The sequence below is a fragment of the Anaerolineales bacterium genome (assembly GCA_016928575.1).
Classification (GTDB): Bacteria; Chloroflexota; Anaerolineae; order Anaerolineales; family RBG-16-64-43; genus JAFGKK01.
Map to the genome: position 1 here is coordinate 12,918 of JAFGKK010000004.1, position 24,675 is coordinate 37,592.

At 62.7% G+C, this 24,675-nt stretch carries 22 protein-coding genes and 1 tRNA gene; 14 read left to right on the forward strand and 9 right to left on the reverse strand.

The features are described from left to right. Window positions 1–15: 15 nt before the first annotated feature. Window positions 16–1,047 carry an ABC transporter substrate-binding protein gene (locus JW929_00725; GenBank protein ID MBN1437906.1) on the forward strand — a complete coding sequence of 344 codons (1,032 nt, stop codon included), beginning with the start codon at window positions 16–18 and terminating at the stop codon, window positions 1,045–1,047. 185 nt (window positions 1,048–1,232) lie between these two features. Here JW929_00725 and JW929_00730 read toward each other — a convergent pair whose 3' ends face one another. The 3 genes from JW929_00730 to JW929_00740 form a co-directional block, all read right to left on the reverse strand. Continuing rightward, entirely contained in the window at window positions 1,233–2,216 is a 984-nt protein-coding gene (locus tag JW929_00730) for an aldo/keto reductase (protein ID MBN1437907.1), read from the reverse strand. Window positions 2,217–2,365: 149 nt separating this feature from the next. Then, on the reverse strand, window positions 2,366–4,024 hold the full coding sequence (locus JW929_00735) for a hypothetical protein (protein MBN1437908.1): 1,659 nt from the start codon (window positions 4,022–4,024) through the stop codon (window positions 2,366–2,368). Then, window positions 4,012–6,201 (reverse strand): hypothetical protein, encoded by a 2,190-nt coding sequence (locus JW929_00740; GenBank protein ID MBN1437909.1) that lies wholly within the window; start codon window positions 6,199–6,201, stop codon window positions 4,012–4,014. Before JW929_00740 ends, JW929_00735 begins: the two co-directional genes overlap by 13 nt. An 82-nt stretch (window positions 6,202–6,283) precedes the next feature. Here JW929_00740 and JW929_00745 point away from each other — a divergent pair. Beyond that, a tRNA-Val gene (locus JW929_00745) sits at window positions 6,284–6,360 on the forward strand. Between the two features lie 159 nt (window positions 6,361–6,519). On the opposite strand, the gene JW929_00750 is transcribed toward JW929_00745, so the two are convergent. Further along, window positions 6,520–6,906 carry a transcriptional repressor gene (locus JW929_00750; GenBank protein ID MBN1437910.1) on the reverse strand — a complete coding sequence of 129 codons (387 nt, stop codon included), beginning with the start codon at window positions 6,904–6,906 and terminating at the stop codon, window positions 6,520–6,522. 288 nt (window positions 6,907–7,194) lie between these two features. Between JW929_00750 and JW929_00755 the strand changes: the two genes are divergently transcribed. From JW929_00755 to JW929_00775, 5 genes are read left to right on the forward strand one after another with little or no spacing between them, the layout of a single operon-like run. Next, window positions 7,195–7,797 carry a TraR/DksA C4-type zinc finger protein gene (locus tag JW929_00755; protein MBN1437911.1) on the forward strand — a complete coding sequence of 201 codons (603 nt, stop codon included), beginning with the start codon at window positions 7,195–7,197 and terminating at the stop codon, window positions 7,795–7,797. A 13-nt stretch (window positions 7,798–7,810) separates the two neighbouring features. Then, window positions 7,811–8,275 (forward strand): tRNA (N6-threonylcarbamoyladenosine(37)-N6)-methyltransferase TrmO, encoded by a 465-nt coding sequence (tsaA, locus tag JW929_00760; protein ID MBN1437912.1) that lies wholly within the window; start codon window positions 7,811–7,813, stop codon window positions 8,273–8,275. Next, window positions 8,268–9,356, forward strand: a complete 1,089-nt coding sequence (locus JW929_00765) for an iron ABC transporter permease (GenBank protein ID MBN1437913.1) — start codon at window positions 8,268–8,270, stop codon at window positions 9,354–9,356. The genes tsaA and JW929_00765 overlap by 8 nt, the downstream gene beginning before the upstream one ends. After that, window positions 9,353–10,105 carry an ABC transporter ATP-binding protein gene (locus JW929_00770; GenBank protein ID MBN1437914.1) on the forward strand — a complete coding sequence of 251 codons (753 nt, stop codon included), beginning with the start codon at window positions 9,353–9,355 and terminating at the stop codon, window positions 10,103–10,105. The genes JW929_00765 and JW929_00770 overlap by 4 nt, the downstream gene beginning before the upstream one ends. A 38-nt stretch (window positions 10,106–10,143) precedes the next feature. After that, on the forward strand, window positions 10,144–11,256 hold the full coding sequence (locus JW929_00775) for an iron ABC transporter substrate-binding protein (protein ID MBN1437915.1): 1,113 nt from the start codon (window positions 10,144–10,146) through the stop codon (window positions 11,254–11,256). A 213-nt stretch (window positions 11,257–11,469) separates the two neighbouring features. On the opposite strand, the gene JW929_00780 is transcribed toward JW929_00775, so the two are convergent. Beyond that, on the reverse strand, window positions 11,470–12,081 hold the full coding sequence (locus JW929_00780) for a TetR/AcrR family transcriptional regulator (protein MBN1437916.1): 612 nt from the start codon (window positions 12,079–12,081) through the stop codon (window positions 11,470–11,472). Window positions 12,082–12,140: 59 nt separating this feature from the next. Continuing rightward, window positions 12,141–12,668, reverse strand: a complete 528-nt coding sequence (locus tag JW929_00785) for a hypothetical protein (protein ID MBN1437917.1) — start codon at window positions 12,666–12,668, stop codon at window positions 12,141–12,143. Window positions 12,669–12,944: 276 nt separating this feature from the next. Here JW929_00785 and JW929_00790 point away from each other — a divergent pair, with 276 nt between their 5' ends. After that, entirely contained in the window at window positions 12,945–14,507 is a 1,563-nt protein-coding gene (locus JW929_00790; protein MBN1437918.1) for a right-handed parallel beta-helix repeat-containing protein, read from the forward strand. Here the strand turns inward: JW929_00790 and JW929_00795 are convergent. Together JW929_00795 and JW929_00800 are read right to left on the reverse strand one after the other, a co-directional pair. Continuing rightward, window positions 14,504–15,235, reverse strand: a complete 732-nt coding sequence (locus JW929_00795) for a ZIP family metal transporter (GenBank protein MBN1437919.1) — start codon at window positions 15,233–15,235, stop codon at window positions 14,504–14,506. The two genes, JW929_00790 and JW929_00795, sit on opposite strands and share 4 nt — an antisense overlap. Before the next feature lie 198 nt (window positions 15,236–15,433). Beyond that, window positions 15,434–15,871, reverse strand: a complete 438-nt coding sequence (locus tag JW929_00800; GenBank protein ID MBN1437920.1) for a transcriptional repressor — start codon at window positions 15,869–15,871, stop codon at window positions 15,434–15,436. A gap of 580 nt (window positions 15,872–16,451) precedes the next feature. Between JW929_00800 and JW929_00805 the strand changes: the two genes are divergently transcribed. Continuing rightward, window positions 16,452–18,245, forward strand: coding sequence for a threonine--tRNA ligase (locus tag JW929_00805; protein ID MBN1437921.1), 1,794 nt, complete (start codon window positions 16,452–16,454; stop codon window positions 18,243–18,245). A 373-nt stretch (window positions 18,246–18,618) separates the two neighbouring features. After that, complete coding sequence (locus tag JW929_00810) at window positions 18,619–21,174, forward strand: hypothetical protein (protein MBN1437922.1); 2,556 nt, start codon at window positions 18,619–18,621, stop codon at window positions 21,172–21,174. A gap of 89 nt (window positions 21,175–21,263) precedes the next feature. On the opposite strand, the gene JW929_00815 is transcribed toward JW929_00810, so the two are convergent. Next, window positions 21,264–21,941, reverse strand: a complete 678-nt coding sequence (locus JW929_00815) for a DNA alkylation repair protein (GenBank protein ID MBN1437923.1) — start codon at window positions 21,939–21,941, stop codon at window positions 21,264–21,266. 417 nt (window positions 21,942–22,358) lie between these two features. Between JW929_00815 and JW929_00820 the strand changes: the two genes are divergently transcribed. From JW929_00820 to JW929_00835, 4 genes are all read left to right on the forward strand, one after another. Beyond that, window positions 22,359–22,778 carry a single-stranded DNA-binding protein gene (locus tag JW929_00820; GenBank protein MBN1437924.1) on the forward strand — a complete coding sequence of 140 codons (420 nt, stop codon included), beginning with the start codon at window positions 22,359–22,361 and terminating at the stop codon, window positions 22,776–22,778. A 48-nt stretch (window positions 22,779–22,826) separates the two neighbouring features. Beyond that, window positions 22,827–23,177, forward strand: a complete 351-nt coding sequence (locus JW929_00825; protein MBN1437925.1) for a DUF3467 domain-containing protein — start codon at window positions 22,827–22,829, stop codon at window positions 23,175–23,177. A 4-nt stretch (window positions 23,178–23,181) separates the two neighbouring features. Beyond that, a complete protein-coding gene (locus JW929_00830) occupies window positions 23,182–23,820 on the forward strand; it encodes a haloacid dehalogenase (protein MBN1437926.1) in 639 nt (212 codons plus the stop codon). Window positions 23,821–24,009: 189 nt separating this feature from the next. Further along, on the forward strand, window positions 24,010–24,255 hold the full coding sequence (locus tag JW929_00835; protein MBN1437927.1) for a hypothetical protein: 246 nt from the start codon (window positions 24,010–24,012) through the stop codon (window positions 24,253–24,255). Window positions 24,256–24,675 lie beyond the last annotated feature (420 nt).

The following is a 24,675-nucleotide window of genomic DNA, read 5'->3' on the forward strand; positions in this document are numbered from 1 at the left end:
CGAATGGAGAGAAATATGAACCGCCGCATCGCAAGTGCGTGTTTGTTGGTCGCAGCCGGCTTTCAGCTCGCGTCGTGCCAGTCCGCGACGGGAGAACCAACCGCAATCCGTGTGGGATTTTTTCCGAACATCACGCACTCGCAGGCGCTGATCGGGATGGCCCGCGGGGATTTCCAGAAGGCACTGGGGGACGGCGTGGAAATCCAGGCCACCCAGTTCAACGCCGGCCCCTCGGTGATCGAATCCTTGTTCGCCGGGCAGATCGATCTCTCCTACATCGGACCCAACCCGGCGATCAACGGCTTCATCAAATCGGAGGGCGAAGCCCTGCGGATCGTATGCGGCGCGACCAGCGGAGGCGCCGCCTTCGTCGTCCGGCCAGACGCAGACATCAACACCGCCGCCGATTTGGCGGGCAAGAAGATCGCCAGCCCTCAGCTCGGCAACACCCAGGACGTGGCTCTGCGCAAATACATCCTCGACAACGGTTTGAAAACTCTCGAGCAGGGCGGGACGGTGGAGGTCGTCCCCACCCAGAATCCTCTGATCCTGGACATGTTCCGCCTCGGCGTAATCGACGGCGCCTGGGTCCCCGAACCGTGGGCCAGCCGCCTGATCGTGGAGGGCGGCGGGGTGCTGTTCCTGGACGAACGCGGCCTCTGGACGGAAACGGACGGCGAGTTCGTAACCGCCCACGTCATCGTCAACGCCGAATTCCTGGCGGCGCATCCGGATCTGGTGAAGGCCTGGATCCAGGCCCATGTGGAAGTCACCCGGTGGGCGCTGGAGAATCCCGCAGAAGCCCAGGACCTGCTGAACGCGGAGATCGAAAAGCTGACCGGGAAAAAATTGCCCGCGGAAGTGCTTTCCATGGCGTGGGGGCGGATGACGGTGACTTGGGATCCGATTTCGGCTTCGCTGTTCGCTTCGGCCCAATCCGCCCACGAGGCAGGTTTTCTGAAAGAGGAGCCCAAATTGGACGGCATCTACGACCTCACGCTGTTGAACGAAGTTCTGGAGGAGATGGATCTGCCGGCGGTGGAATGACCGCGGATCCGACGGTGAAGGGATGGCAATGAAGAAATTCCCGGTTCGGAGCCGGGAATTTTTTCATCAAATCCGACCTGACAGGTGGATCACACCTGACAGGTCCACCTACCTGTCAGGTGTTTCGGACCTGATCGGTGTGCTCGACGGAGTGCAGTAAAAAATCCCCTCAGCGGCTTTTTCACTCACCAATACGCATGCACCTGCGGCTTGATCTTTTCGTCGTACAAGGACCGGATTTTGCCCATCACCTCGGGCGCGAGTGCCGGCAGGCCGGCCGCGGCGGCGTTTTCCTCCACTTGCGCGGGCCGCTTTGCGCCGGGGATCGCGCAGGTCACTTCCGGAAACATCAAAATCCAGCGCAGCGCCATCTGGGCCATCGACATTCCGGGCGGAAGCAGTGCGCGCAATTTTTTGACCGCCTCGAGCCCGGTCGCATAATCCACCCCCGAGAAGGTCTCCCCGCGGTCGAAGGCTTCTCCCTTGCGATTGAACGCCCGGTGGTCGTCGGGCGAAAACGTGCTGGCCGCGGTGAATTTTCCGGTGAGCATCCCCGAGGAGAGCGGAACGCGGGCGAGGATCCCCACCCTGCGTTTGCGCGCCTGCTCGAAGAACAGATCGGCCGGCCGCTGGCGGAAGATGTTGAAGATGATCTGGACCGTCCCGACGTTCGGGAATTCGACCGCCTTGAGGGCTTCCTCGACTTTTTCCACGCTCACCCCATAGTGGCGGATCTTCCCCTGGCGCACGAGGTCGTCCAGGCTTCCAAACACCTCGGGCCGGTAATACACTTCGGTCGGCGGGCAATGCAGTTGAAGCAGGTCGAGCGCGTCCGCCGCGAGGTTCTTCAGGCTGCGGTCGACGAAGGCGGTGAGGTTTTCCCGGTTGTATCCGGCCGACACGTGTGGATCCAGCCGGCGGCCGGCCTTGGTGGCCACATAGAACGGATCGCGTCGCTCGCGGCGCAGGCGGGCCAGCAGACGCTCGCTGCGCCCGTCGCCGTAGACGTCGGCGGTGTCGAAAAAGTTGACCCCCAGATCCAGCGCGCGGTGCAGCGCGGCCAGTGAATCCGAATCCTGCACCTCGCCCCACGTGCCGCCGATCGCCCAGGCGCCGAAGCTGACGGTGGAAACCTTCCAGCCGGTTCGTCCCAGTTCGCGGTATTGCATTGTTCACTCCTTTTCTGACTGCCGTCATCCCTGAGTGCTCTGATCGGGGATCCAGGGCTTGCGCCCGAGCGTTCACTCCGCCGGTTCCTGGATGCCCGCTAAGAATACCCCCGCTCCGCGAGGGCGGGCGCGGGCATGACGATCCTCCGTCACCCCGGTGTGTTCTTGGCCGGGGTCCACGCATTGGAAACCGTTCCTTTCTGGATGCCGGCTGAGAGCACGCCGGCATGACGATCCTCCGTCACCTTCCACACATCCCACCCGTCGGCGCGGTAGACCAGCCCGCAGCCGGGGATCCCAGCCGGGGTTTTCTCCAATTCACCCGGCCCGAGCAGGACGTAATGCGCGCCGCTTTCGCGCAGAGCGGCGATTCGCTCCCCGTCCGGCAGCGTTCCATCGAGGACGATGTCGACGAGGGCTTGTTTTTGCTCGCGATGGAGGGTCTCCGGACCGTGGCCGATGAACGCTATGAGGTCGGTGTAAGCCGGCACGACGTTGCCCGCCGCATAAGAACTGAGTACGACCGCGCCCGGCTCGGCGTTCGCATCCAGCCACTCCAGCGCGTGCACCTCCGCCGCGGGCAGGAAAACCGGCGCGGCGGGTGCCGCCGCCCGCAGGAACGATTGCCCCCAGAAAAACACGGCGGCCGGAAGCAAAAGCGCCGTGCCCAGAATAAACGCCGCCCGCCGCGCGCCGCCGGCCAGCTTCCGCTCCGCGAAGTGCACCGCCAAAACCACCAACGCGGTCCAAAATCCCTCCGCCAGGCGGCGCTGCACGGGGAGGGGAAGATACACCAGGATCGGAAAAACGATCAGCCAACCGAGCGGCAGCATCCACCGGCCGTACGTCTTGCGCGCCAGCCAGGCGCCCGCCAGGGCCGGCCCGAGCAGGATGCCGTAGGATAGGAGATACTGCCAGACCGGCGGCGAGGGCAGGGTGTTTTGCGCCGCCCACTGGCGCAGAACCGGATCCAGCGCGAACGCCAGCGCCGAATACACAAGCAACGGAACGGTGACCGCGGCGGCGGTCAGCGCCCGGACGGCCGCATCCCGCAAGGGCGCGCTCTCAGCCGTCGGCTCGATCCGTTCTCGAAGGAAAAGGAGAACGAGGTACGCGCCCGCCACCGCCCAGGCAACGACCACCGCCAGCGGTTGGAACAGCCAGGCCAGGACCAGCGCCAGTCCGATCTTCACGCCGTCCCGTTTCGCCGCCGATCCGCTTCCGCCGGAGACGAGCCACGCCAGCGCCAGCAGCAGGCAGGCGCGGGCCGCGGCCAGGTGCGGCAATCCGAACAAGGAGAGAAACCCGAACGCTTCGGGCGAGGAGAATTCCAGCGGATAGGCGCCCGTGCCCAGCAGGATCCATCCGAACCCGCCGCCGAAACCTACCGCCAGAGTCCCCCAGCGGCGGAGGGGGACGCTGGCGGTGAAGCAGGCCAGGAAACGGTAAACCGCCAGGAGCATCGCGACCGCGGCCGCGAACCGCGCTAAGTGGAACAGCGCCGTCAGCTGCTCGTGCATCGCCGCGCCCCCGGCCAGCTTTCCCAGCAGGAGAAACGGCAGATAGATCAGCGCGCCGCTCTGCGGCTCGGACGTGTAGGGGATGCGGAACAGCCACGCGCCCTCCGCCCCCTGGCGCATATCGGCGATGTAGGAATTGCCGTCCTCCACGCCGAACAGAAAGCCACTGAACCGCCACTCCTCCCCCTGGGCCGAGTAGGCCGCCCAATACGGCAGAGCCAAGCCCAGCGAGAGGATCACCGCGAAGGCGGCGGCCCAGCGTCCTTCCGCGCGCGTCACCCCGCCCATCGCCGCACTCCCGCATAGCCCAGCAGAGCCAGCAACGTGACCGCCAATCCGATCTGCGAAAGGTACGGATCGTAGGTCAGCTCGACCGTATGCTCCCCCGGGCCGACCGCCACCGCGCGCCACCAGCCGCCGACCGTCAACAGCTCAGCGGCTTCGCCGTCCACCCGCGCGCGCCAATCCGGATAGGCCGCTTCCGCAAGCACGACGATGCCTGGGCCGGCGACTCTCAAGCGCAGGCGGTTGGGGCTTGCGAATTCAATCCACGCCCTGCGGCCGGGGATGGGCGTATCCCACACCGCGGCCGATTCCGCCACCCAGGCGCGCGGCATTGCGAATGGATTCCCGCACAGGTACGCTTCGCCGCTTCGGACGCATCCGCCGGGCGCCCCGGAAACGGGAAAGGCCGAGACGACGGTGCCGACGTTAAGCAATCCGAGCAGCCGCCAATCCGGGACGGCTTCGCGATTGTCGGTCTGCGGATCGCCCCCGGCGAACGCGGGCAGAGTCACCGAATACCCCGCGAGCGGAACGCCCGCCGCCGCGGAAACCGTCCCCGCCGTCGAGGCGAGGATCAGCGGGTCGATGCCGTCGAGCGTCCGCAATCCGCAGCGGACGGCCGCCAGCGAGGGGATTTCGTAGGAAGGCGAATAGACGCGGTACTCCTGCGCTTCCGCCGCGAGAGGGGCGGCGGACTGCAGGGCTTCCCCGGGAACCGACTCGGCCGACTTCCGGTCGATCATCCGCCCGTCGGCCAGCGCCAGGTCGACCACCGTCAGGAAAAGCAACGCGCCGCTCGCGGAAATACTCCAGCCTTCTTTCCGGCATCCGAGGAAGAGGACCGCGCCCACCCCGCCCCAAACCAATCCATCCTGCCACAGCGCCGGAGGCAATCCGGAAAAGCCCGCGGCGGCGGCGAAGATCAAACCGCCCGCGGCCAGCGTAAAACCGGTCAACTTCATCACGCGATGGCCGCCGGTTATGTTTTCCAGCGCGGTCAGACCGCGGGCGGCGAGCATCGCCAGCGCCAATCCGGCCAGGAACATCCAGCGCGGCGGAACGCGCAGGAGGTTCAATCCCGGCACGGCGTCGCTGACAACTCCCAGCCCGGGTACCCGGGACCCAAGAGAAAGCAGAACGCACAATAAAAAGAGAAGGAACCAAAACAGACGCTCGCGCCCCCTGCCCGGCGCCGGTCCGGAAGCCGGCGCCCCGGTGGGAGATCCAACCGGCGGGGAAACCAGGATCATGGAGGCGGTGGCGAGCAGCAACACGGCCGCGCCGGAATACACCACCCATTCGGGATACGGCTCGATCCCGCCGAGGGTCAATCCGCTGAGCGAGTGGAACGGGAGGGAATAGGCCGTTCTCTCCTGTCCCGGAAGGCCGGCCCGGGTGGTGAGCGACGTGAAGCGGATCAGGGGAAGGGCGAGCACCGCCGAGACCGCGGCCGCGAAAAGCGCGAAGACAGCCAGGTTTTTCACCCAGGAGAGCCATTCCCGGCGGAGCGCCTGCGGCGCGCGACCCGCGGGCGCCGCACACAAGGCATAGCCGGCCGCGGCCAGAACGGCGGGCAGGAACCAACGCGGGTCGGTGAGGAAAATGATTCCCGCCATCACCCCGGCCAGCGCCCAGCGGCGGAGGCTGCGCCCACGCGCCCCGCCGCGCGCCGCGGACATCAACCAGGGAGTCCAAGCCACCGCCAGGACAAGCGTCAGGTGCCCGGAGGCGGTGTGCGCCACCAGCTTCGGCAACCCGCCGAACGCGATTCCGGCCAGCAGCGGAGCGGTTTGTCCGGCCCAACCCGCCCGTTCGCCGATTTCCTCCCGCGCCAGCAGAAACGCTCCGACGCCGGCGAAGGCCAGATGCAGGTAAAACAAGATGTGGAAAGCCAGCGGCGCAGGGAGCAGGAGTGCGAGCCAGAGCGGCGGATAATACAATCCCGAAAGGGGATTCGCCGCAAAGGGGGTTCCGCCGAGGGTGTGCGGATTCCAAAACGGGATCTCCCCGTACTCGAGCAGGGAACGGCGCAGGAACTCGGCGCTCGGCTGGTGCGCGATGAGGAGATCGGAATACCCGGCGTTGGGCGCAAAATGAACCTGCGTGGGATCGCCCAGGAGGGGGGCCAGCCAGAGGACGGGCATCAGGACCAGCAGCCACAGCGGGGAGGCGCGCTTCATTAAAGGAAGAGTATACCGCGGGTGGTCCGGATCGGGCCGTTCCGCTTCCGCCCGCCAATTCTGATATAATCGCATATTGCCCGGGCGGTTAGCTCAGTTGGTTAGAGCACACGGTTGACATCCGTGAGGTCGTAGGTTCGAGCCCTATACCGCCCACCATCGGTTCTCCCCCCGGTTGCGGAAAACGACAGCCCGGGGGTTTTTCTTTTTTTCCTGATCCCGTCTTCGCGAAATCCGGCCGGAGGCCCCCTCCGACAAAACCCCCACGGGCTCCTTTGGGTATATTCCCGTTCGCGCACCGGATCACCAAAGCGCTGGTCAGGCGTCATGCTTACGGCATTTCGAACAGGTTCCGAACAGGATCAGATGGTTGGTCGCCACACGGAACGAACACGCCTTCTCGATCCGATCGAACAATTCCCCCACCATGGCATGGTCCAGCGTGAGTATGCGCCCGCATTTCCGACAAACCAGATGATGGTGGATCCTGTCGCTCACCGCTTCATAGACCGACGCTCCGGTGCCCATGTCGGAAACGGAAATTTTGCCCGAGTCCGCAAGGCGTTCCAAAGCCCGATAGACTGTGGAGGGGTTCATCGCCGGGAACCGCGGATGCATCCGCTGATACACCTCCTGCGCGGTGAGGTGATGGTGATCCTGATTGAGCAGATCGAGAATCGCCAGTTCGATGGAGGACGCCTTCATAACGGCCCTTTCTTTCCTAGCTCTAATATACGCATTTTATTGCATTTGCAATTATTTGCATTATAATGCGGTTCGTTTGGAAACCAGCAATCCGTCGCCCTTCTAGCAAATATGCCCGTCTGCAGTAATTTTACTCATCCATTATCACACAAGGGGATGGAAAACCTGCCCGGAAATTCCGGGAAGGTATTGGGCTGGATGCACCCGAACCCGGAGCGGCTTTCCATATGCCGGTCCGGCCAAGGCAGAATAAATCCACAACCAGAGCCGCACACAGGAGAATTGGCGATGGTGATAGATATTCCTTCGGTTCAGGCTTTCCACGGCCACATGTGTCCGGGCCTGGCGACCGGCATCCGGGTGTCGGAGCAAGCCTTGCGGGAGATGGGTCCGCGTCCCGGCGACGAGGAAGTTGTGGCGGTCGTGGAGACCGACAACTGCGCGGTGGACGCGATCCAATTCCTCACCAGATGCACCTTCGGCAAGGGCAACCTGATCCATCTGGATTACGGCAAGAACGCCTTTCGCTTTTTCCGCCGGTCGGATGGAAAAGCCATCCGCATCCGGGTCCGTTCGGAGGATAAATGCCCGCACCAGGCGGAAGAGGACCGTCTGCGGGAACATGCGCGCACCGGGAAGGCGGGCGGAGCGGAACGCATGGAAGCGGCTGCGCTCCGCGCCCGGCGGATCGAATGGATCCTCTCCGCCCCGCTGGCCGACCTGGTCGAAGTGCAACCCATCGAAGCTTCCCGCCCGCCGCGCGCGCGGATTTTCAATTCGATCGCCTGCGCGCAGTGCGGCGAGCGGACGATGGAAACCCGCCTGCGCATGCTGGAAGGGAAAGCCCTGTGTCCGGAATGCTTCGAACAGGCCGTCCTTCGCGGGAAGTAGATCCGAGGCGTACATGCTACTTGCCACGTTCGTCGCAATCCAGAGCCTGTACAAGACCTGCGGGGATGCCCCCCGCCAGGGAAGGCTCTCGGACGGGATGCAAGTGGTGGAAGTTTTTGCAGAATACGCCGCCGGGCTTGAGGGGATCGAGCAAGCCGCCCGTCTGATCGTGCTGTATTGGGGAGATAGGGCCAAGCGCAACTTCCCGCGAGCGAGTCCCCCGTTCCATCCACATCCGGTCGGAGTATTCGCCAGCCGGTCGCCCAACCGTCCAAATCCCATCGCCTTATGCATTGCGGACTTGGTCAAACGGGATGGAAACCAACTTACCGTTCGCGGCGTAGATGCCCTGGACGGACGCCCTCTTTTGGACTTGAAACCCAATTCCCCGTCCCTAGATTTCTTTCCTGAACCCAGAACGCCAAGGACGCACCCCGATGATAGAACGGCACCGGCGGAGGGCTTCGGCGATGGCTGATAATTCCGTGGTCTCCGCCCGGCCGACTTCCGCCTCCGAAGCGTTCCTCCGGTCTTCGGCCCGTAAACGGCTGATCATCCTCGGGCTGGCGCTGTTCACCTTGCTGTTGGCGGTGTTTGCCATCCACGCCGGAGCCGCCCAGACCACGCCGCTGCAGGTCCTGCGGGCGCTGCTTCACTTGGATACGGGCATATCGAACGTCGTGATCTGGAACATCCGCCTGCCGCGCATTCTGGCCGCGATTGCCGCCGGGGCCGGGCTGGCGGTCGCCGGTTGCGTTATGCAAACCTGTCTGCGCAACCCGCTGGCCTCTCCGTCCACCTTGGGCATCTCCAACGCCGCTGCCTTCGGCGCCAACCTGGCGATCGTCTTCTTCGGCGCCGGCACCATCCACAGCACGACGCAGGACGCCGTGTCCATCGGCAACCCGTACCTGGTCACCGTGACCGCCTTCCTTTTCTCCATGATCGCCATGACTCTGATTCTGCTCCTGGCGCGCCTGCGGGGATTTTCCCCCGAATCGGTCGTGCTGGCTGGCGTCGCCTTCGGCTCGCTGTTCACCGCCGGCTCCACGCTGGTCCAGTACTTCGCACAGGACGTGCAGGTTGCGGCGATGGTGTTTTGGACCTTCGGCGACCTGGGGCGCATGGCCTGGCGGGAGATCGCGATCCTGGCGATCCTGACCGGCGTTTCCTCCGTGTACTTTCTGCTTCGCCGGTGGGATTACAACGCCCTCGACAGCGGCGACGACACCGCCGCCGGCCTCGGCGTGCGCGTGGATCGGATCCGCTTCCTCAGCATGCTGGCGGCCTCGTTGGTCACGGCCGTCGCGGTTTCCTTCATGGGCATCATCGGCTTCATCGGGTTAATCGCCCCGCACATGATGCGCCGGGTGGTGGGAGTCGACCACCGCTTCCTGATCCCGGCCTCCGCCGTGGCGGGCGCGGCGCTGCTGCTCCTTTCCGATACATTGGCGCGGACAGTCGTCTCGCCGGTCGTTTTACCGGTCGGCGTGCTGACCTCCTTCTTCGGCGCGCCGCTGTTCCTCTTCTTGCTGGCCAAGGGATACGCCAAACAGTGATCCTCACCGTGCAGGGCATCCGGTTCGCCTACCCCAGCCGCCCGGTCTTGGACGACGCCACATTCACGGCGAAAAAAGGCGAACTGGTGGCCGTGCTTGGAACCAACGGCACAGGCAAGACAACCCTCTTGAAGTGCATCAACCGCATCCTCAAACCGTCGGCGGGGGCGGTGTTCGTCGGCGGGGAATCGGCGGCCGCGCTCGGACGCAACGCGCTCGCGCAAAGGATCGGCTATGTGGAACAGCAACGTTCGGCCTCGCGCGCAACGGTGTTCAATGCCGTGCTGCTCGGCCGCAAACCCTATATCCGCTGGGACATCACCCACCACGACACCGCCGTCGCCGAAAAGGCTCTGGAAACGCTCGGGATGTCCGGCTACGCCTTGCGCTTCCTGGATGAACTCAGCGGGGGCGAACTGCAGAAAGTCATCATCGCCCGGGCGCTGGCCCAGGAGCCGGAAGTCCTCTTGATGGACGAGCCGACCAGCAGTTTGGACTTGAGAAACCAGCTCGAGGTATTGCGGCTGATCCGGGAGATCACCCGTAATCGCGGCCTCGCCGCCGTGATGGCGATGCACGACCTCAACCTGGCGCTCCGTTTTGCCGACCAATTCCTGTTCCTAAAAGACCGGAAAATCTTCGCGGCGGGCGGCCCGGAAGTCGTCACGCCGCAGACCGTCGAAGCGGTGTACTCCGTGCCGGTCACGATCGCCTCGCACGACGGCCGCCGCGTCATCATTCCGCTGTGACGCGGCCCGCTCCAAATTCATCCTGCAGGAGGAAATCCATGGCAAGAAGAGTTCGAATGGCGTGGTTGCTGACGATCCCGGCGCTGCTTGCGTTGTGCGGATGCGGCGCCGCGGAGCAGACCGCCGGTCAAACAGTCGAGGTCACCGACCTGTTGGGGCGGAGGGTATCCGTCCCGGCCTCCGTAAGGAGCGTGGTTGCCATCGGCCCGGGCGCGCTCCGCCTGTATGTCTACGCCGGAGATCTGCAGTACGTCGCCGGGGTGGAACAGGTGGATATCCACGACGTCAGCGGCAAACCCTACATCCTGGCCAACCCTTCGCTCTCGCAGTTGCCGGTGATCGGACTCGGAGGCCCGAACAACGCCCCGGATCCCGAAAAACTTCTGGCTGTCAAGACGCAGGTCATCTTCAGCACATACGCGCAGGACGCGGAGGCGGCCGATGAACTGCAGGACCAAACCGGCATCCCGGTGGTAGTCCTCAGCTATGGATCACAAGGCTTCGGCGTCACGTCGATCTTCGGCCAGCCGATACAGGACTCTCTCCGTCTGATAGGCCGGATCACCGGAGAAACCGCCAAATCCGAAGCGGCGATCGCCTTCCTCTTGGACAGTCAACGGGATTTGTCGAACCGGACCGAGGATATCCCGGAGGACGGCAAACCCTCCGTGTACATCGGTGGATTGGGTTCCCAGGGACTGCACGGAATGGAAAGCACACAAGGTCGCTACGCCCTTTTGGATGTCCTTCACGCTAAAAACGTCGTGGACGAAACCGGCAAGAGCGGCGCGATGATGGTCGACAAGGAGCAACTGCTCGAATGGGATCCGGAGTACCTTTTCCTCGACATGTTGGGGTACGCCTCGGTTTTGGAGGATTACCGGAAAAATACCGCCTTCTATGAATCGCTTTCCGCGGTCCGTAACGGAAGGGTCTACTCCCAGCTGCCGTACAATTACTACTCCACCAACCTCGACACCGCCATCGCGGACGCGTATTACCTCGGTAAGATCCTATTCCCGGAAGCTTTTGCGGACATCGATCCTGCGGAAAAGGCGGACGAGATCTACCTGGCGCTGCTGGGGCAACCGGTGTACGACAAAATGACCGCTTCCTTCGGCGGATTCCGGCAACTGCAGTTGGGGGATTGATCCTTGGCCGGTCTCCCTTTGCGGAGCGCGTATGACAGCATCGTCGGAACAGAAAGGGAAAGTGCCGAATCACTTCGACCCGATGGCTCGCGTATGCCCATCGGGCCGTTTTTTTTGGCACCGTTCCCGCCGTTCGCCCGGCCCCCCCGCCGGAGTCGGCCGGTTCTCCCCATCAGCCGGTTTTCGCGGAGGGAACGGAGAAAACCCCTCGCTTCATGCGTCGCGGGGTTTTTCGAAGCTTGTCAGGATGGCAATGAACTGTTCCAGGAAGAGTTCGTCGAGCGCGGCGTCCTTCTCCTTCCAGCAGAGGATCTCGGCGAAGCGGCTTTTATAGCGGAACCAGAAGTGGATCGGCCCGATGATCATGCTGAGGAACACGGCCGGATGAATCGCCCGGGAGAGATACCCGTCCCGCTGCATGGCTTTCACGTACTCCGCCAATCCGGCGGTCAACCGGGCTTCGCCGGCCGCGCTCGTTTCCCGGCGCTCGAGAAACGACCACAGGCTGATGCGGTTGTAGGTCTTTTCCGTCCGCCAGAAATCGAACACCGCCCGCAACGCCTCCCTGAGCATCTCCGGCGGGGGAAGATTTGTGTCGCGCAAGCCCGTCAGCACTTCCGCGTACCGCGCCGAAATCCGCTCCAGCACTTCCTTGTACAACCGCTCTTTTGTCTGGAAATGATACAGGATCAGCCCGACGGAGATTCCGCTCGTCTTGGAAACCTCCGCCAGGCTGGTTCCGTTGAATCCTTTGGCGGCGAAGATTCTTTCCGCGCCGTCAAGGACCTTCGATTGGGTATCCTGGGCATTCCGCTTTTTCCGCAATCCTGCCTCCTGGAAGATGCATTCTACTCCCCCTGCGGCTGTCCGGGTTGTCTTCCGCATCACGCCGAAGGCTGCGCTTCCTGTTTGCGGCCGCATTTGCATCCGACAATCAGCAGCAACAGGAAGCAAAGCGTGTAGAACACGGCGAAGGACGCGTGCATCGGGAGATTCCAGGAAACAAAAAATTGCCTTGCCGCCGCATCCGCCGTGCCGGAACACACCGCCTCCTCCGCCGTGGCGAAACCGGAGGCGAAGAAGACGCAACCCACCCAGAACGAGGAAAGCCCCGCGCTCAGGGCGACGATCCGGTCCTTACGGACCAGGAAGGAAAATATCGTCCAGAAGATCCCCAGCACGAGGGATGCCCATAAAAAATAATTGTAGTGGACATTGGCCTGGGAAGCCTCCCGGAACAATGCGAAAGAATCGGTGAACACCCCGTAATCTCCGGATTCGAGAATCCAAGTGAAATACCGGCCCAGCAAGACGCTGTGGGAGGTCAGGAAGCCTGCCAGGATTCCCGTAATCATTGTCACAAATAACCAAGAAATCCAATGAATCCGTGAAAAAATCGCCTTGTTTTTCATATCTTTTCTCCTTATTTTTACTTTATACTAAGTAAATAATTTTTTGTCAAGGCCAACAGGAAATTGGGACATCACCCGCTTAAGATATACAGGATCTTGAGGGAAGAGAACAAAGATAATCGCAACGTAAAACCGGACCTTGGAATGTCATGGAAACAAGGTTTTCGGCTTAAAATATCGGTGATGATTCTTCTGCGGATATATTCGCTCAGCCCTGATGGCTTCGATATGAAGTTACCTTGATCAACCGGATCCGCCATTCGAGGAAGTCCAGCCATGAAAAAGGGAATGAGATTTCTTCCATTGTTTCTCACCGCAACCGCCTGTTCGCTTTCCCCTTCGGCCGGGAACGCCACCGAGGAAAAAACAAACTTACCAACTGTCCGCGCCGAAACGGCGGCGACCGGCGGCTTCCCACCCGCCCCAGCCGGAACCGATCTTCCCGCCCCGTCCGACGCCGCCTGTACGTTGTACGTTTCCACCGACGGCGACGACTCCGGCCCCGGCACCGAGAGCCGGCCGTGGGCCACCTTCGAGCGCGCGGCTGACGGCGCCGAACCGGGTGACGTCGTCTGCTTCCGCGGCGGCGTGTATGCGTCCGAGGAAACGCACTTCTCCCGTTCCGGAACAGCCGAGGCGCCCATCACCTTCCGCGCCGCTCCCGGCGAGATCCCCATCCTGGACGGCGGGGGCGAGGCCGCGGGATTGCTGACTCTGGACGCGGGCGCCTCATACCTGCGGATCAGCGGTTTTTCCCTGCGCGGATTCACCATCTGGGGGGTAACACTCTCCGGCGAGAACCGGCATGTCTATCTCGACCATCTGGAGATCAGCGGCGGGGAAGCCGCCGTACACTTCACTTACGGTGAGACGGAAGGCGCGCCGGAAGAAGGCCCGGTCGAGCACATCACGCTGGAAGATAGTGTCATTCATGGCAGCGAGTTTTCGGCCGTCGACTGCACGCCCGGCCCCTGCGACCACATGACCGTCCGCCGGGTGGAAATCTACGGCACCGGCCTATCCGGGGAAGCGTTCTACGGATCGGACGGATTGGAGTTCGCCCGCGGCTACCCGGTGCTGATCGAGGATTGTTATATCCATGACAACGGAGGCGACGGGATTGATTTAAATTCCCGCGACCGCGCCGGAAACGCCGCGGGCGTAATCGTGCGACGCAACCGCGTGGTGCGCAACCACCTCAACGGAATCAAACTGTGGGCCGGGGGTCTGATGGAGGACAACATCATCTGGGGCCAGGGCAACAGCGCGGTCTGGGTGGGAGTCTTTCCCTCCACCGTCGACGTGCTACACAACACCGTCGCCTACAACATGTGGGATCTATCCTTCAGCCAACGCAACTGGTCGTTTGTCGCCGGGTATCCGGAGGAGATGGATTCCCCATCGGTGCAACTGACGCTCCTCAGCAACATCTTCGCCTTCAACGCCGGTCCGCTGGAAGGCGGGCCGACCGGCATCTACCTCGGGCCGGGAGTGGTGCTGTTACACGAAGGAGACAACGTGTTTTACAGCCGTGCAGACGGCGAGATCACAGCCGAATTCGCAACCGGACGGGATGCGGATTTCACTCGGGCCGAGATCACCGACGGAACCTGGGCCGCCTTCACCGGGTTCGGGGAAGGCGATCTGACCGTGGATCCGCTGTTTCTTTCCGGATGGCCGGACGCGGACCTGCGGTTGCATGCGGACAGCCCGGCCGCGGGCCGCGGGGCGCGGGGCGCGCCGATAATCCTCCGGGACCGCTTTACAAATGCCGGGAAACGCCGCCAAGACCGCCTTAACGCCGCGGCTTCGCCGGCGGCAATCCCGGCCAACCCCTAAAGCGATTTTGACAATACGATGAACATGGCCAACCCCACCCCGCCCAAGAACGCATAGCTGGAATGTTTTTCTTCCTCCGCCCTTGCCTTCGGCAAAAGATGGGATGCCGAAATATAAATTAGCACGCCGGAAACGAAACCCAGGATCAAGCCCAAATTTTCCGGGCTGAGCTTGTGTATCAAGGGATAGGCCAAAAACGCCCCCAAAGGCGTGGTCAGGCCCGCCACCAGTAGGGCGTACAGCATGGCGGTTCTTTCTTTGACGCCCGCCTTTAGAAACACCGTGTAGGTGATGATTCCCTCGGCGAGTTCATGAATGACTAAACCCAGGGCGGCCAAAAAACCGGTCAGGATGCTGATGCTGAACGTCACCGTATAGATCACGCCGTCGATGAACGAATGGATGCCGATGCCCTCGGCCGCCACGATCCCGAAGGCCAGGGATTCCGTTTGAGTCCGTTTTTTAATCAAATCATTGGAAAAAAACATGAACAGGAACCCCAGCAGGGCGGTAAACCCCGCATAGGTGTTTTTTTCGACGGCTTGAGGCAGAGCAAGCATCAAGGGAGTCGAGATCAATACGCCGGAGGCAAAACACATAAACAGGGTTTTCACCCTTTCCGCCCAGCTTCGGTGGTAATGCAGCAGCAATATACCCACACCGTTCACGAGCGCCGAAAGAACCGCAAACACGGCGATCCAGAGAAACGTCATGGTTTCGATAGCCATCCCATCCTCCTGCCGGTGAAAAACCCGGTGCGCATCCTGCTTTCCGCGAGGTCAGGCCGCCGACCAGCTGTTCCCCTCCTCCTTCGGCCGGCTTCCTCCATTCTGCGAACGGACAGGATAGGCGCGGCCGGATGCCTGGAGGTCTTCCACGAAAAAGCCGTTCCCCGCATCGGTGAAATCCGCCCTCCGTTCCGGAATTTACTCCGTCTTCCGGCACCTCGGACACAACCCGGACAGTTCCAACCAATGCCCCCGGACCGCGTATCCGGTGCGGCGCTGAACGGATTTGATCAGCGCATCCAGATTGCAGCCCGGGAATTCCATCACCGCCCGGCACCGATCGCAGACGATGTGATGGGCATGACCCGCGCTGGCGGGGGCGTAGGAGTGGCAGCCGTCCACGCGGTGCATCTTGCGGACATGCCCGCATCCCGCCAGCACCTCCAGGGCGCGGTAGACGGTGACCAGCCCGGTCTTGGGATAGTACCGCCGGGCGCGCCGAAGGATTTGGTCCGGGGTGAGGCTGGTGGGGGTTTCGGCCAGCACGCGGATCACCGCCCGGCGCGGAGCGGTTAACCGGTGGCCTTCCTTATGCAGATCGGCGGTCCATAACCCGATACGGTCGGAGGCGTCCAAGGGCGATTTCCTTATTGAAAATATTTTTCAATAAAGATTTTAGCATGCGCCGGCCGGAGATGTCAAGCAGGCGGCGGAACACGCCGCCGATTTCCCGGACGGGTGAAAAGGACAAGCGGCCGGCTTGGTCCCGTGGTCCGCGGTGGATTGTCCGGTGCGGGTTTTCCCCACTCCGGACGCAAAGTCCGGCCTGATTTGGGATAGTTTTATGGTAGAATTCCCTCTAAGCCAAAGCAACAGCGACCGCCGGGACGAGTATGGGAATTTCGGACCTCAGCGAGCGGGAGTACACGGTGAAAGGCCCGCGATCCGCATCCCGGAAAACCACCCGGCGCGCTCCGACGGAACGGCCGCCAGGCCAAGTAAGAAGGACGGTTCAGCCCCGTTAGCGGCTGCAGTAGCCCCGCAGCATTACTGCGGGGGAACATGGGTGGAACCGCGAGAAAATCGCCCCAGGATTGGGGCGATTTTTATTTCCATCCCATCCTTCCCCACCCCTGCCCCTCCCCTTCCTTCCCATGATACGGGAAGGAAGGGGAGGGATGGGAGGGGTAGGATAGGATGGCGGAGGAATGCAACGATGCCGCTCAAGAAAAACGAAAAATACGAAGATACGCCGCTCTACCGGGTGCGCCACTCCGCTTCGCACGTGATGGCCCAGGCGGTGCTGGAGATGTTCCCCGGCCAAGTAAAGTTCGCCATCGGACCGGCGATCGAGGACGGGTTCTATTACGATTTCGACCTGCCGCGCGCGCTCACCCCGGAAGACCTGGAAAAACTCGAAGCGCGGATGCGCGAGATCATCCGCGCCGACAAGCCGTTCGTCCGGAAGGAGCTTTCCGCCGCGGAGGCCAAAAGGCTCTTCGCCGACCAGCCGTACAAAATCGAACTGGTTGAAGGACTCGAGAAAGGCACCGAGGACGAGGACGGCAACCCGCTCACCGAACCTCCGGTGATCTCCACCTACACCAGCGACGCCTTCACCGACCTGTGCCGCGGGCCGCACGTGGAATCCACAGGGAAGATCAACCTGGATGCGTTCAAACTGCTGAACGTCTCGGGCGCCTATTGGCGCGGAGACGAGAAGCGGCCGATGTTGCAGCGGATCTACGGCACCGCCTGGAATACCGCGAAAGAGTTGGAAGAATACCTTTGGAAGGTGGAAGAGGCCAAGAAGCGCGACCACCGCAAGCTCGGCAAGGACCTGGACCTGTTCCAGATCAATCCCGAGGTCGGGCCGGGCCTTCCGATTTGGCACCCCAAAGGCGCGATGGTGCGGCACCTGATCGAGGAATTTTGCAAGAACGAGCACCTCAAAAACGGCTACGAGTTCGTCTACTCGCCGCACGTCGGGCGCGGGCAGTTGTGGGAAACAAGCGGCCACCTCGATTTCTACCGTGAGAACATGTACGCCGCGATAGAAATGGACAACGAGGAGTATTTCGTCAAGCCGATGAACTGCCCGTTCCACATCCACGTCTACAAAGCGGGGATCCGCTCCTACCGCGAGCTGCCGATCCGCTACGCCGAATGGGGCAGTGTTTACCGCTTCGAGAAGGCCGGGGTGCTGCACGGGCTGATGCGCGTGCGCGGGTTCACCCAGGACGACGCCCACATCTTCTGCCGCCCGGACCAGATGCCGGGGGAGATCGACCGCACGCTTTCGTTCTGCCTGCACATCCTGCGTTCGTTCGGCTTCACCGACTTCCACGCCTACCTCGCCACCCGGCCGAAGGAAAAGGTGGTCGGTGAGCCGGCCCAGTGGGATGCGGCGATCGAAGCCCTGCGCGGAACGCTCGACCGCTCCGGCCTCGAGTACGATATCGACGAGGGCGGAGGCGCGTTCTACGGACCGAAGATCGACCTGAAGATCCAGGACGCACTCGGCCGCGAGTGGCAGTGCAGTACGATCCAGTTCGACTTCAACGAATCCGAGCGCTTCGACCTGCATTATGTGGACGAAGACGGCAAGGAGAAGCGGCCGTACATGGTCCACCGCGCGCTGCTCGGCTCGATCGAACGCTTCTTCGGCGTCATGCTCGAGCATTACGGCGGCGCCTTCCCGGTCTGGCTGGCTCCGGTGCAGGCGATGATCATCCCGATCGCCGACCGCCACACGGAGTACGCCCGCAACGTGGAGGAGCAACTGCGGGCGGCGGGGATCCGCGCCAAGTGTGACGTGCGCACCGAGCGGATGAACGCCAAGATCCGCGACGCGCAGCTGCAAAAGATCCCCTACATGCTGGTGACGGGCGACAAGGAGGCGGCGGCCGGTGCGGTGGCGGTGCGGCTGCGCAGCGGCGAAGACAAGGGCGCGATGCCGGTGGAAAAGTTCCTTGAACTGGCGAAGCAAGCCGTAAATTCGAAAGAATAACCAAATCCACTGCCAAGGCGCAAAGAATACATAGGTTTTTCCCTCCGTGGACCCTTGTTCTTTAGTGATATGAAAAAACAAATCCACGGAGGGCACGGAGTTGCACGGATTGTCATAATCCTCTGTGTCTCTCTGTGTTTCTCCGTTCCCCTCCGTGTTTTCCGTGGAAAATTATAATGATTGATTCTCGCGAAGCCTTCGGGAACGGCGCAGGGAGTGTAGGCACCGGGCACGCTTTCAGAAAGAATGGCCGGATGTACGCCTCCCGAGAAAACTTGGGAACCCGCCGGAATGATGTTAAGATGAGGGCGAAGCACACCGGCCGACTCTGCTCTCAGGCCGTCAAGGGATCCTCCGAATGTCCAATGGGCGCATGCGATCGAAGCCGGAACGAAACCGCGCACCCGGGTTTCTGACCGCGCTTTTCCTGGCTTTGCTGGCATCGATTCACCCCGCGGCGCCGGCGCAGGCGCATCCGCTGGATATGTTCTTTTTTTCCCACGAGGTTCACCTCTCCCCGGAAAAGATCGAAATCCATACGACGGTCCGCCCCGGCCCGTTAATGGCGCTCTCGGAATGGTATCGGCTGGATACCGACCTGAACGGCGAGGTCTCGCCGAAGGAAATCACCTACTGGGCTTCCGCGCGGATCGACGCGTTGTCGCTCGCACTCGACGGCGCGGGCGAAATCCCGTTGACGATGATTTCGGTGGGTTGGCCTTCGTCGGCGGAAGCCGTGCAGCTCGGCGAGGAATCGTTCCGCTTCGCCGCACGGGCGGAATGGCCCGCCGCCGAAATGGGCGGTTCGGAAACCCGCCGCCTGGAACTGCACTTCCGCTACGAAGAGGAGCGCGGATACAATTGGTTTTTCCTGCACGGCGAAGACGGCATCGGCTTCACAACTCCGCTGCAAACCAACGGCCGGCTGTCGGTCGACCTCCGCGCCGCTACGGGTTTGTTCTCCCCCGCCCCCGGAATGACATATTGGGACAGCGGGTCGCCGGCCCTGGGCTCCCCCGAGGAGAGCTCGGCGGCCGGACCGACGGATCCCTACGGCGTCGTTGCGGTCCTGACCGATTGGATCCGCACGCCGGAATCGACCGCGGCGTTCTACCTGGGGGCTGTCTTGCTGACCCTGTTTCTGGGGGCCGTCCATGCCCTCACCCCGGGGCACGGGAAAACCCTCACCGCAGCGTATCTGATCGGTGAGCGCGGGACGGCCGGCCACGCGATCACACTCGGCGGCATCGTCACCGCGACCCATACGGGATCGGTGCTGGTGTTCGGCATGGTTACGCTGGCCGTCTCGCAATTCCTGGTCCCCGCGGATTTCTTCCCGTTTTTGGAATTGTTCAGCGGACTGTTGATCATTGCGCTGGCGGTTAACCTGATTCTTCCGCGTTGGCGGGGGTATCTGCGGGTACGGCGTGCGCGGGCTCGCGCGTCGAAGTCGGAAGCGAAGCCCACTCCCTCTGCATCGGCCGCCGAATCGTCCGTCCAACGGATTTCGGTCCAGGAGAGGGTTGAAACCCGGCCCTACGATGCGCTGCTCCCCGGGGGCAACCGTCCGCCGGACACGCCAGGCGCACCAACGCGGCGGATGCTGTTCCTGCTGGGAATCAGCGGCGGACTGGTTCCCTGCCCGGATGCCGTCGCCATCCTGCTGGCTGCCGTCGCAATCAACCGCATCCCACTCGGTCTGATCTTGGTTGCCGCCTTCAGCGTGGGCATGGCCGCGGTGCTGATTTTAATCGGCCTGGCGGTGGTCCGCAGCCGTCGCTGGCTGGCCGGATTCGATCTGTTCTCCCGTGCGGCGCCGATTCTTTCTGTCGTCAGCGCAGGGGTCATCCTCGGAATGGGATTGATCCTCACAGCGGGGGTTGTCGTCCGGTACGGGATTCCGGAACCGGACCGCAGCACGGCGGCCGTAACTCCCCCGCCCGATTTCGATATCTCCTATGCCGGTATCCTGTACCTCTCCCCCGACGACCGCGGAAGAATGCAGGTGTACCGGCAATCCCCCATCCGCGGGGAACCTCGCCGGATCACCGATGCCGGGCAGGGGATTACGGATTACCGGCTTTCGCCCGACGGCTTGCACATCGGGTTTGCCTCCTCCGGAGGCGGGGGGTCCGGCGTTTGGATCGTCACGCTTCCGGAAGGGGAAACGCATCTGGCGGTGGATTGCGGAAACGACTACTGCAGCAACGTCCTTTGGGCGCCGGACGGCAGCCTGCTCTTGTACGAACGGACCGATTTAAACTCTCTCATTGCGGTCCCCACCTTATGGTCCTACGGCTTGGAGGACGGCGCAATCCAAACGGTTTTTCGCGATCCGCAGATCCCCGGCTACACCGCCAGTTGGTCGCCGAACGGCGATTGGCTGAGCTATTGGAGTTATCCGGGTTCGCCGGCGGTCGAGCTGTATAATTTGCGCACCGGAGAACGGGATTCGATCGCCAGTCAGACCGGGCTGGCCGCCGTCTGGTCGCCGGACGGCGCCTCCCTGCTGTTTACCGACATGGTTGCCACCGCCGCGAGGACCGTCTGCCACCTATTCCGGTACGATCTGGAGGACGGCTCTTTGACCGACTTGAGTCTCCAAGGGAATACCGAAGATTTCGCCGGATCCTGGTCGCCGGATGGGGGTTGGCTGGGCGTCGTCCGCCGGGAGAACACGGAATCCTTCCCGGTGGGCACTCAAATATGGCTGATACGTCCGGACGGCGGCGATGCCCATCCCGTCACGAAGACTCCGCACGTGTTTCATACCGGGATGCAATGGTCGCCCGACGGCCGTTATTTGCTTCTCCAGCAGCATGGGACGGGAATCGATCATCCGCAAAGGGAAATCTGGTTGTTGGACATTCAGACCGGGGAATATACCCTGTTGATCGAGAACGCTTCCCAACCCGTTTGGGGGCCATGAGCCGGCATGGAAATCCACCCACGCGCCGAAAAAAACCGTCGGTACGCACGTCTGACACCCTTCCGTGAGGGTCCGGCTGGGTTGCGCCCCTATGTTTTTATCCGCGCGACGGTCTTCGGATCCGTCAATTCCCGCAGCGCGTCCTTGGCGATCCAGCGCGCGGAGCGCGAATCCTGCCCCGCGATGCGGCGGGCGCAGGCCAGGGCGGCCTTGTGGAGCGCGCGGTTGCGCTTGCCGATGTTGCGCAGCGCCCAATTGGCGGCCTTGCGCACGAAGTTGCGTTCGTCGAAAGCGTAGCGCTCGATCAACGCCAGGAAGCCCAGGAACACTTCGTCCTCGGCCGCCTTGTCGTGCACGGCCAGCGCCGCCATCAGGGCGAACCCGGCCCGCCGCTCAAATTCCGGATTCTTCTTCGCCCAGACGGCGGCTTTGCGGCGTGCGGTCCGGGTTCGATCGAAAAGGATTCCGCAGACCTGATCGCACACGTCCCACGAATCGAAATCCACGATCCAGCGCTCCATCTGCGCCGGCGTCACCTGCGCCGGATCGTCGACCAGCGCGGCCAGGATCCGCGCTTCGTGGATCCCGCTGGCCCATAGGCGCCCGGCGAGTTCGTGGTTCGTCCCGACCCGTTTGGCCAGGGCGCGCAGGAACGGCATCGAAAGTCCGAGAGTCCCGTGCGGATTGATTCCGTAGCGCGCCATGCCCGCGACGCTGGCGGCATCGGCGTGGGCCTTCATCTCGCGCAGAATTTCGTCATAGGTCATCGACTCTCTCCGAGGACGGATCAATGGCAAACAGGCGGAGTGGACAGGGTTTTTCAGGATTGAATTATAAATAGAAAAGGGACCTGCTCAGCCAGTGGTCGTCATGCCGGGTAATAGTGCCCCCGGCGAAGAACGCGCCGAGGGCGGGCGCCGGTAGGACGATCGCCAGATGAGAAGCAACCATTATTCTTTCCGCTGTTGTGGTGCTGGGAAGCCGATCCCGGTGCAATTCCGGGAAAGGTGCCCGAACCTGTCCCGGAGCGCCTGTCCCGAGCAAAGCGAGGGAAAGCGACGGGCGGGCGGATGGGGGAGATGCGGAGTAGTAGATGTAAAGGGTTTTGAAATTTTATCCATTCAGAGTAGAATCCAGCTATAACCTTCCGCCGCAAGCGGAAAATTCGTCAAAGGGGAGGAGTCATGTTTCATAAAGTCATCCTGGTCGGCAACCTGGGTAGAGATCCCGAAATGCGCTACACCGCCGGCGGACAGCCGGTGACTTCCTTCTCCGTCGCCAGCAACCGGCGCTATACGGATTCCAGCGGACAGAACGTCGAGGAAACAATCTGGTTCCGGGTCTCGGTTTGGGGCAAGCAGGCGGAAGCCTGCAAGCAATACCTGGCCAAAGGCCGGCAGGTGCTGGTGGAGGGGCGCCTGATATGCGACAAGCAAACCGGAGGCCCGCGGACTTTCAAGCGCGCCAACGGCGAGACGGGGACCTCCTTTGAAATCAATGCCGAGGTGGTGCGCTTCCTCGGACAGCGTGGCGATGCCGCTCCGGCCGAGGGGGAATCCGGACCCGCCGCGGCGCCGGGGACCGAAGAGGAAATCCCCTTCTAGATTAATCCGGGCGGGGCGATGCCCCGCCTTCTTTTTTTCGAGGTTGCTATGAGCGATTCTTCGCACCCGACTCCGCCCGCTCCGCGTCCGATTCCGCTCGAACTTCCGGCGGCGCTCGAGCCGATCTACTCCAACTTGGCGCTGATCGGCCACTCGCCGGCGGAAATCGTGATCGATTTCGCACGCATGCTGCCGGGAATGCCCAAGGCGCGGGTGGCCGCGCGCGTGGTGCTCACCCCGCTGTGCGCCAAGGCGCTGATGCGCGCGCTGGCCGACAACATCGCCAAATTCGAAAAACAATACGGCGAGATCCACCTCCCGGAAGGTCCTTCGCTGGCCGAGCAATTGTTCGGCAAGCCGACCGGGGATCCGGCGCCCGAAAGCCCGAAGGAAGGATGAAACCTTGGACGGATTGGATGCCATCGGCGAAATGATGCACGCCCTGTTGCGCGATAAGAACGCCGCCCGCGACCGGGCGCTCGAGCAATCACGCACCCTGATCCGCCACTGTTCGCTGGCCATCCGCGCCTCGCACCGCGAGGAGCGCAGCGCGGCGGAGGACAACCTCCACCAGGCCCGTTCCCAATCGGCGGATCTGCGCCGCGGCTTGGAGAAATATCCGGACTTATATTTCGCCGGCTACACCCAGGACGCGCTCAAGGAATTCGCCGAGGCCAGCATCGTGTTCGCGCTGCTCGGCGGCCGGTCCCTGCCCGGCCCGGAGGAACTGGGGGTGGATCTCGCCCCCTACATGAACGGCCTCGGCGAGGCGGCCGGCGAGCTTCGCCGCTGGGCGCTGGACCTGCTGCGCCGCGGGAAAACGGCGGAGGCCGAGCGGGTGCTGGCGATGATGGACGATATCTACTCGCTGCTGGTGACGCTCGATTATCCCGACGCGCTGACCGGGGGGTTGCGCCGCACCACCGACATGGTGCGCGGGGTTACCGAACGCACCCGCGGCGACCTGACCCTCAGCCTGCGGCTGGAGGCGGCCGAGCGCGCCGCCGCCGCCCTCGAGCGGGCGCTCGGCAAGAGAAAATGAGGAGTCATTGCGAGCGGCCGAAGGGAGCGAAGCCCGTCCCGGCAAGCCCACCGGGCGGGCCGGGGCAATCTCCATCGCTAAAAAAGGAGATTGCTTCGCCCGCCCCGGCGCGGGGGTGGGCCGGGGTCGCTTCGCTCCCCGCAATGACTCGAACCCATTCCCTTCCATGAATTTCCCTAAAGCCCCCCCATGCCGCAACGGGTGATCCGCGCCAGCGAGATCGGCGAATACCTCTTTTGCAAGCGGGCGTGGTGGCTGCGCAGGCAGGGGATCGAATCCCGAAACCGCGCGGCGCTCGAAGCCGGGACGGCCGAACATGAAGACCTCGCCCGGCGGGCGGCGCTTTCGGGCTGCCTGCAGGCGGCGGCGTTCGTGACCTTTCTCGCCGCGCTGACCGCCGCCGCGGCGGGGATGACGATACTGGTTTTGAGGTAAGAGTAGAACAATATTCAGGATTTACTGGATTCCTTGCGGGATTTTCAGGATATCGTAAATCGTCATCCCTGAGCCCGCCCTTGCGGAACATTCCGGCTCGGATTTGTTCTTTGAGCCGGAATGGTTGCGAAGCAAGAGCGTTCTTATCGGGGATCCAGGGTTTGGAAAAAAGCTGCTTCTGGATTCCCGCCCACGCTTCGCACTCATCCCCGCTCATAAATCAAGATCGAGCGGGGACGCTCCGCGAGGGCAGGCCAAGAACTCACGGAAATGACGAAATATAAATAAAAACCGTTGTATCTCCTCAGCCCCCCGTCCCTGCCCTTTCCTCACCCCCCAACCCCACAACCCCTTCCCCCTCTCCTGACTTATGCCAGGAGAGGGGGAAGGGGCCAGGGGATAGGGGTGAGGATGGAAAAG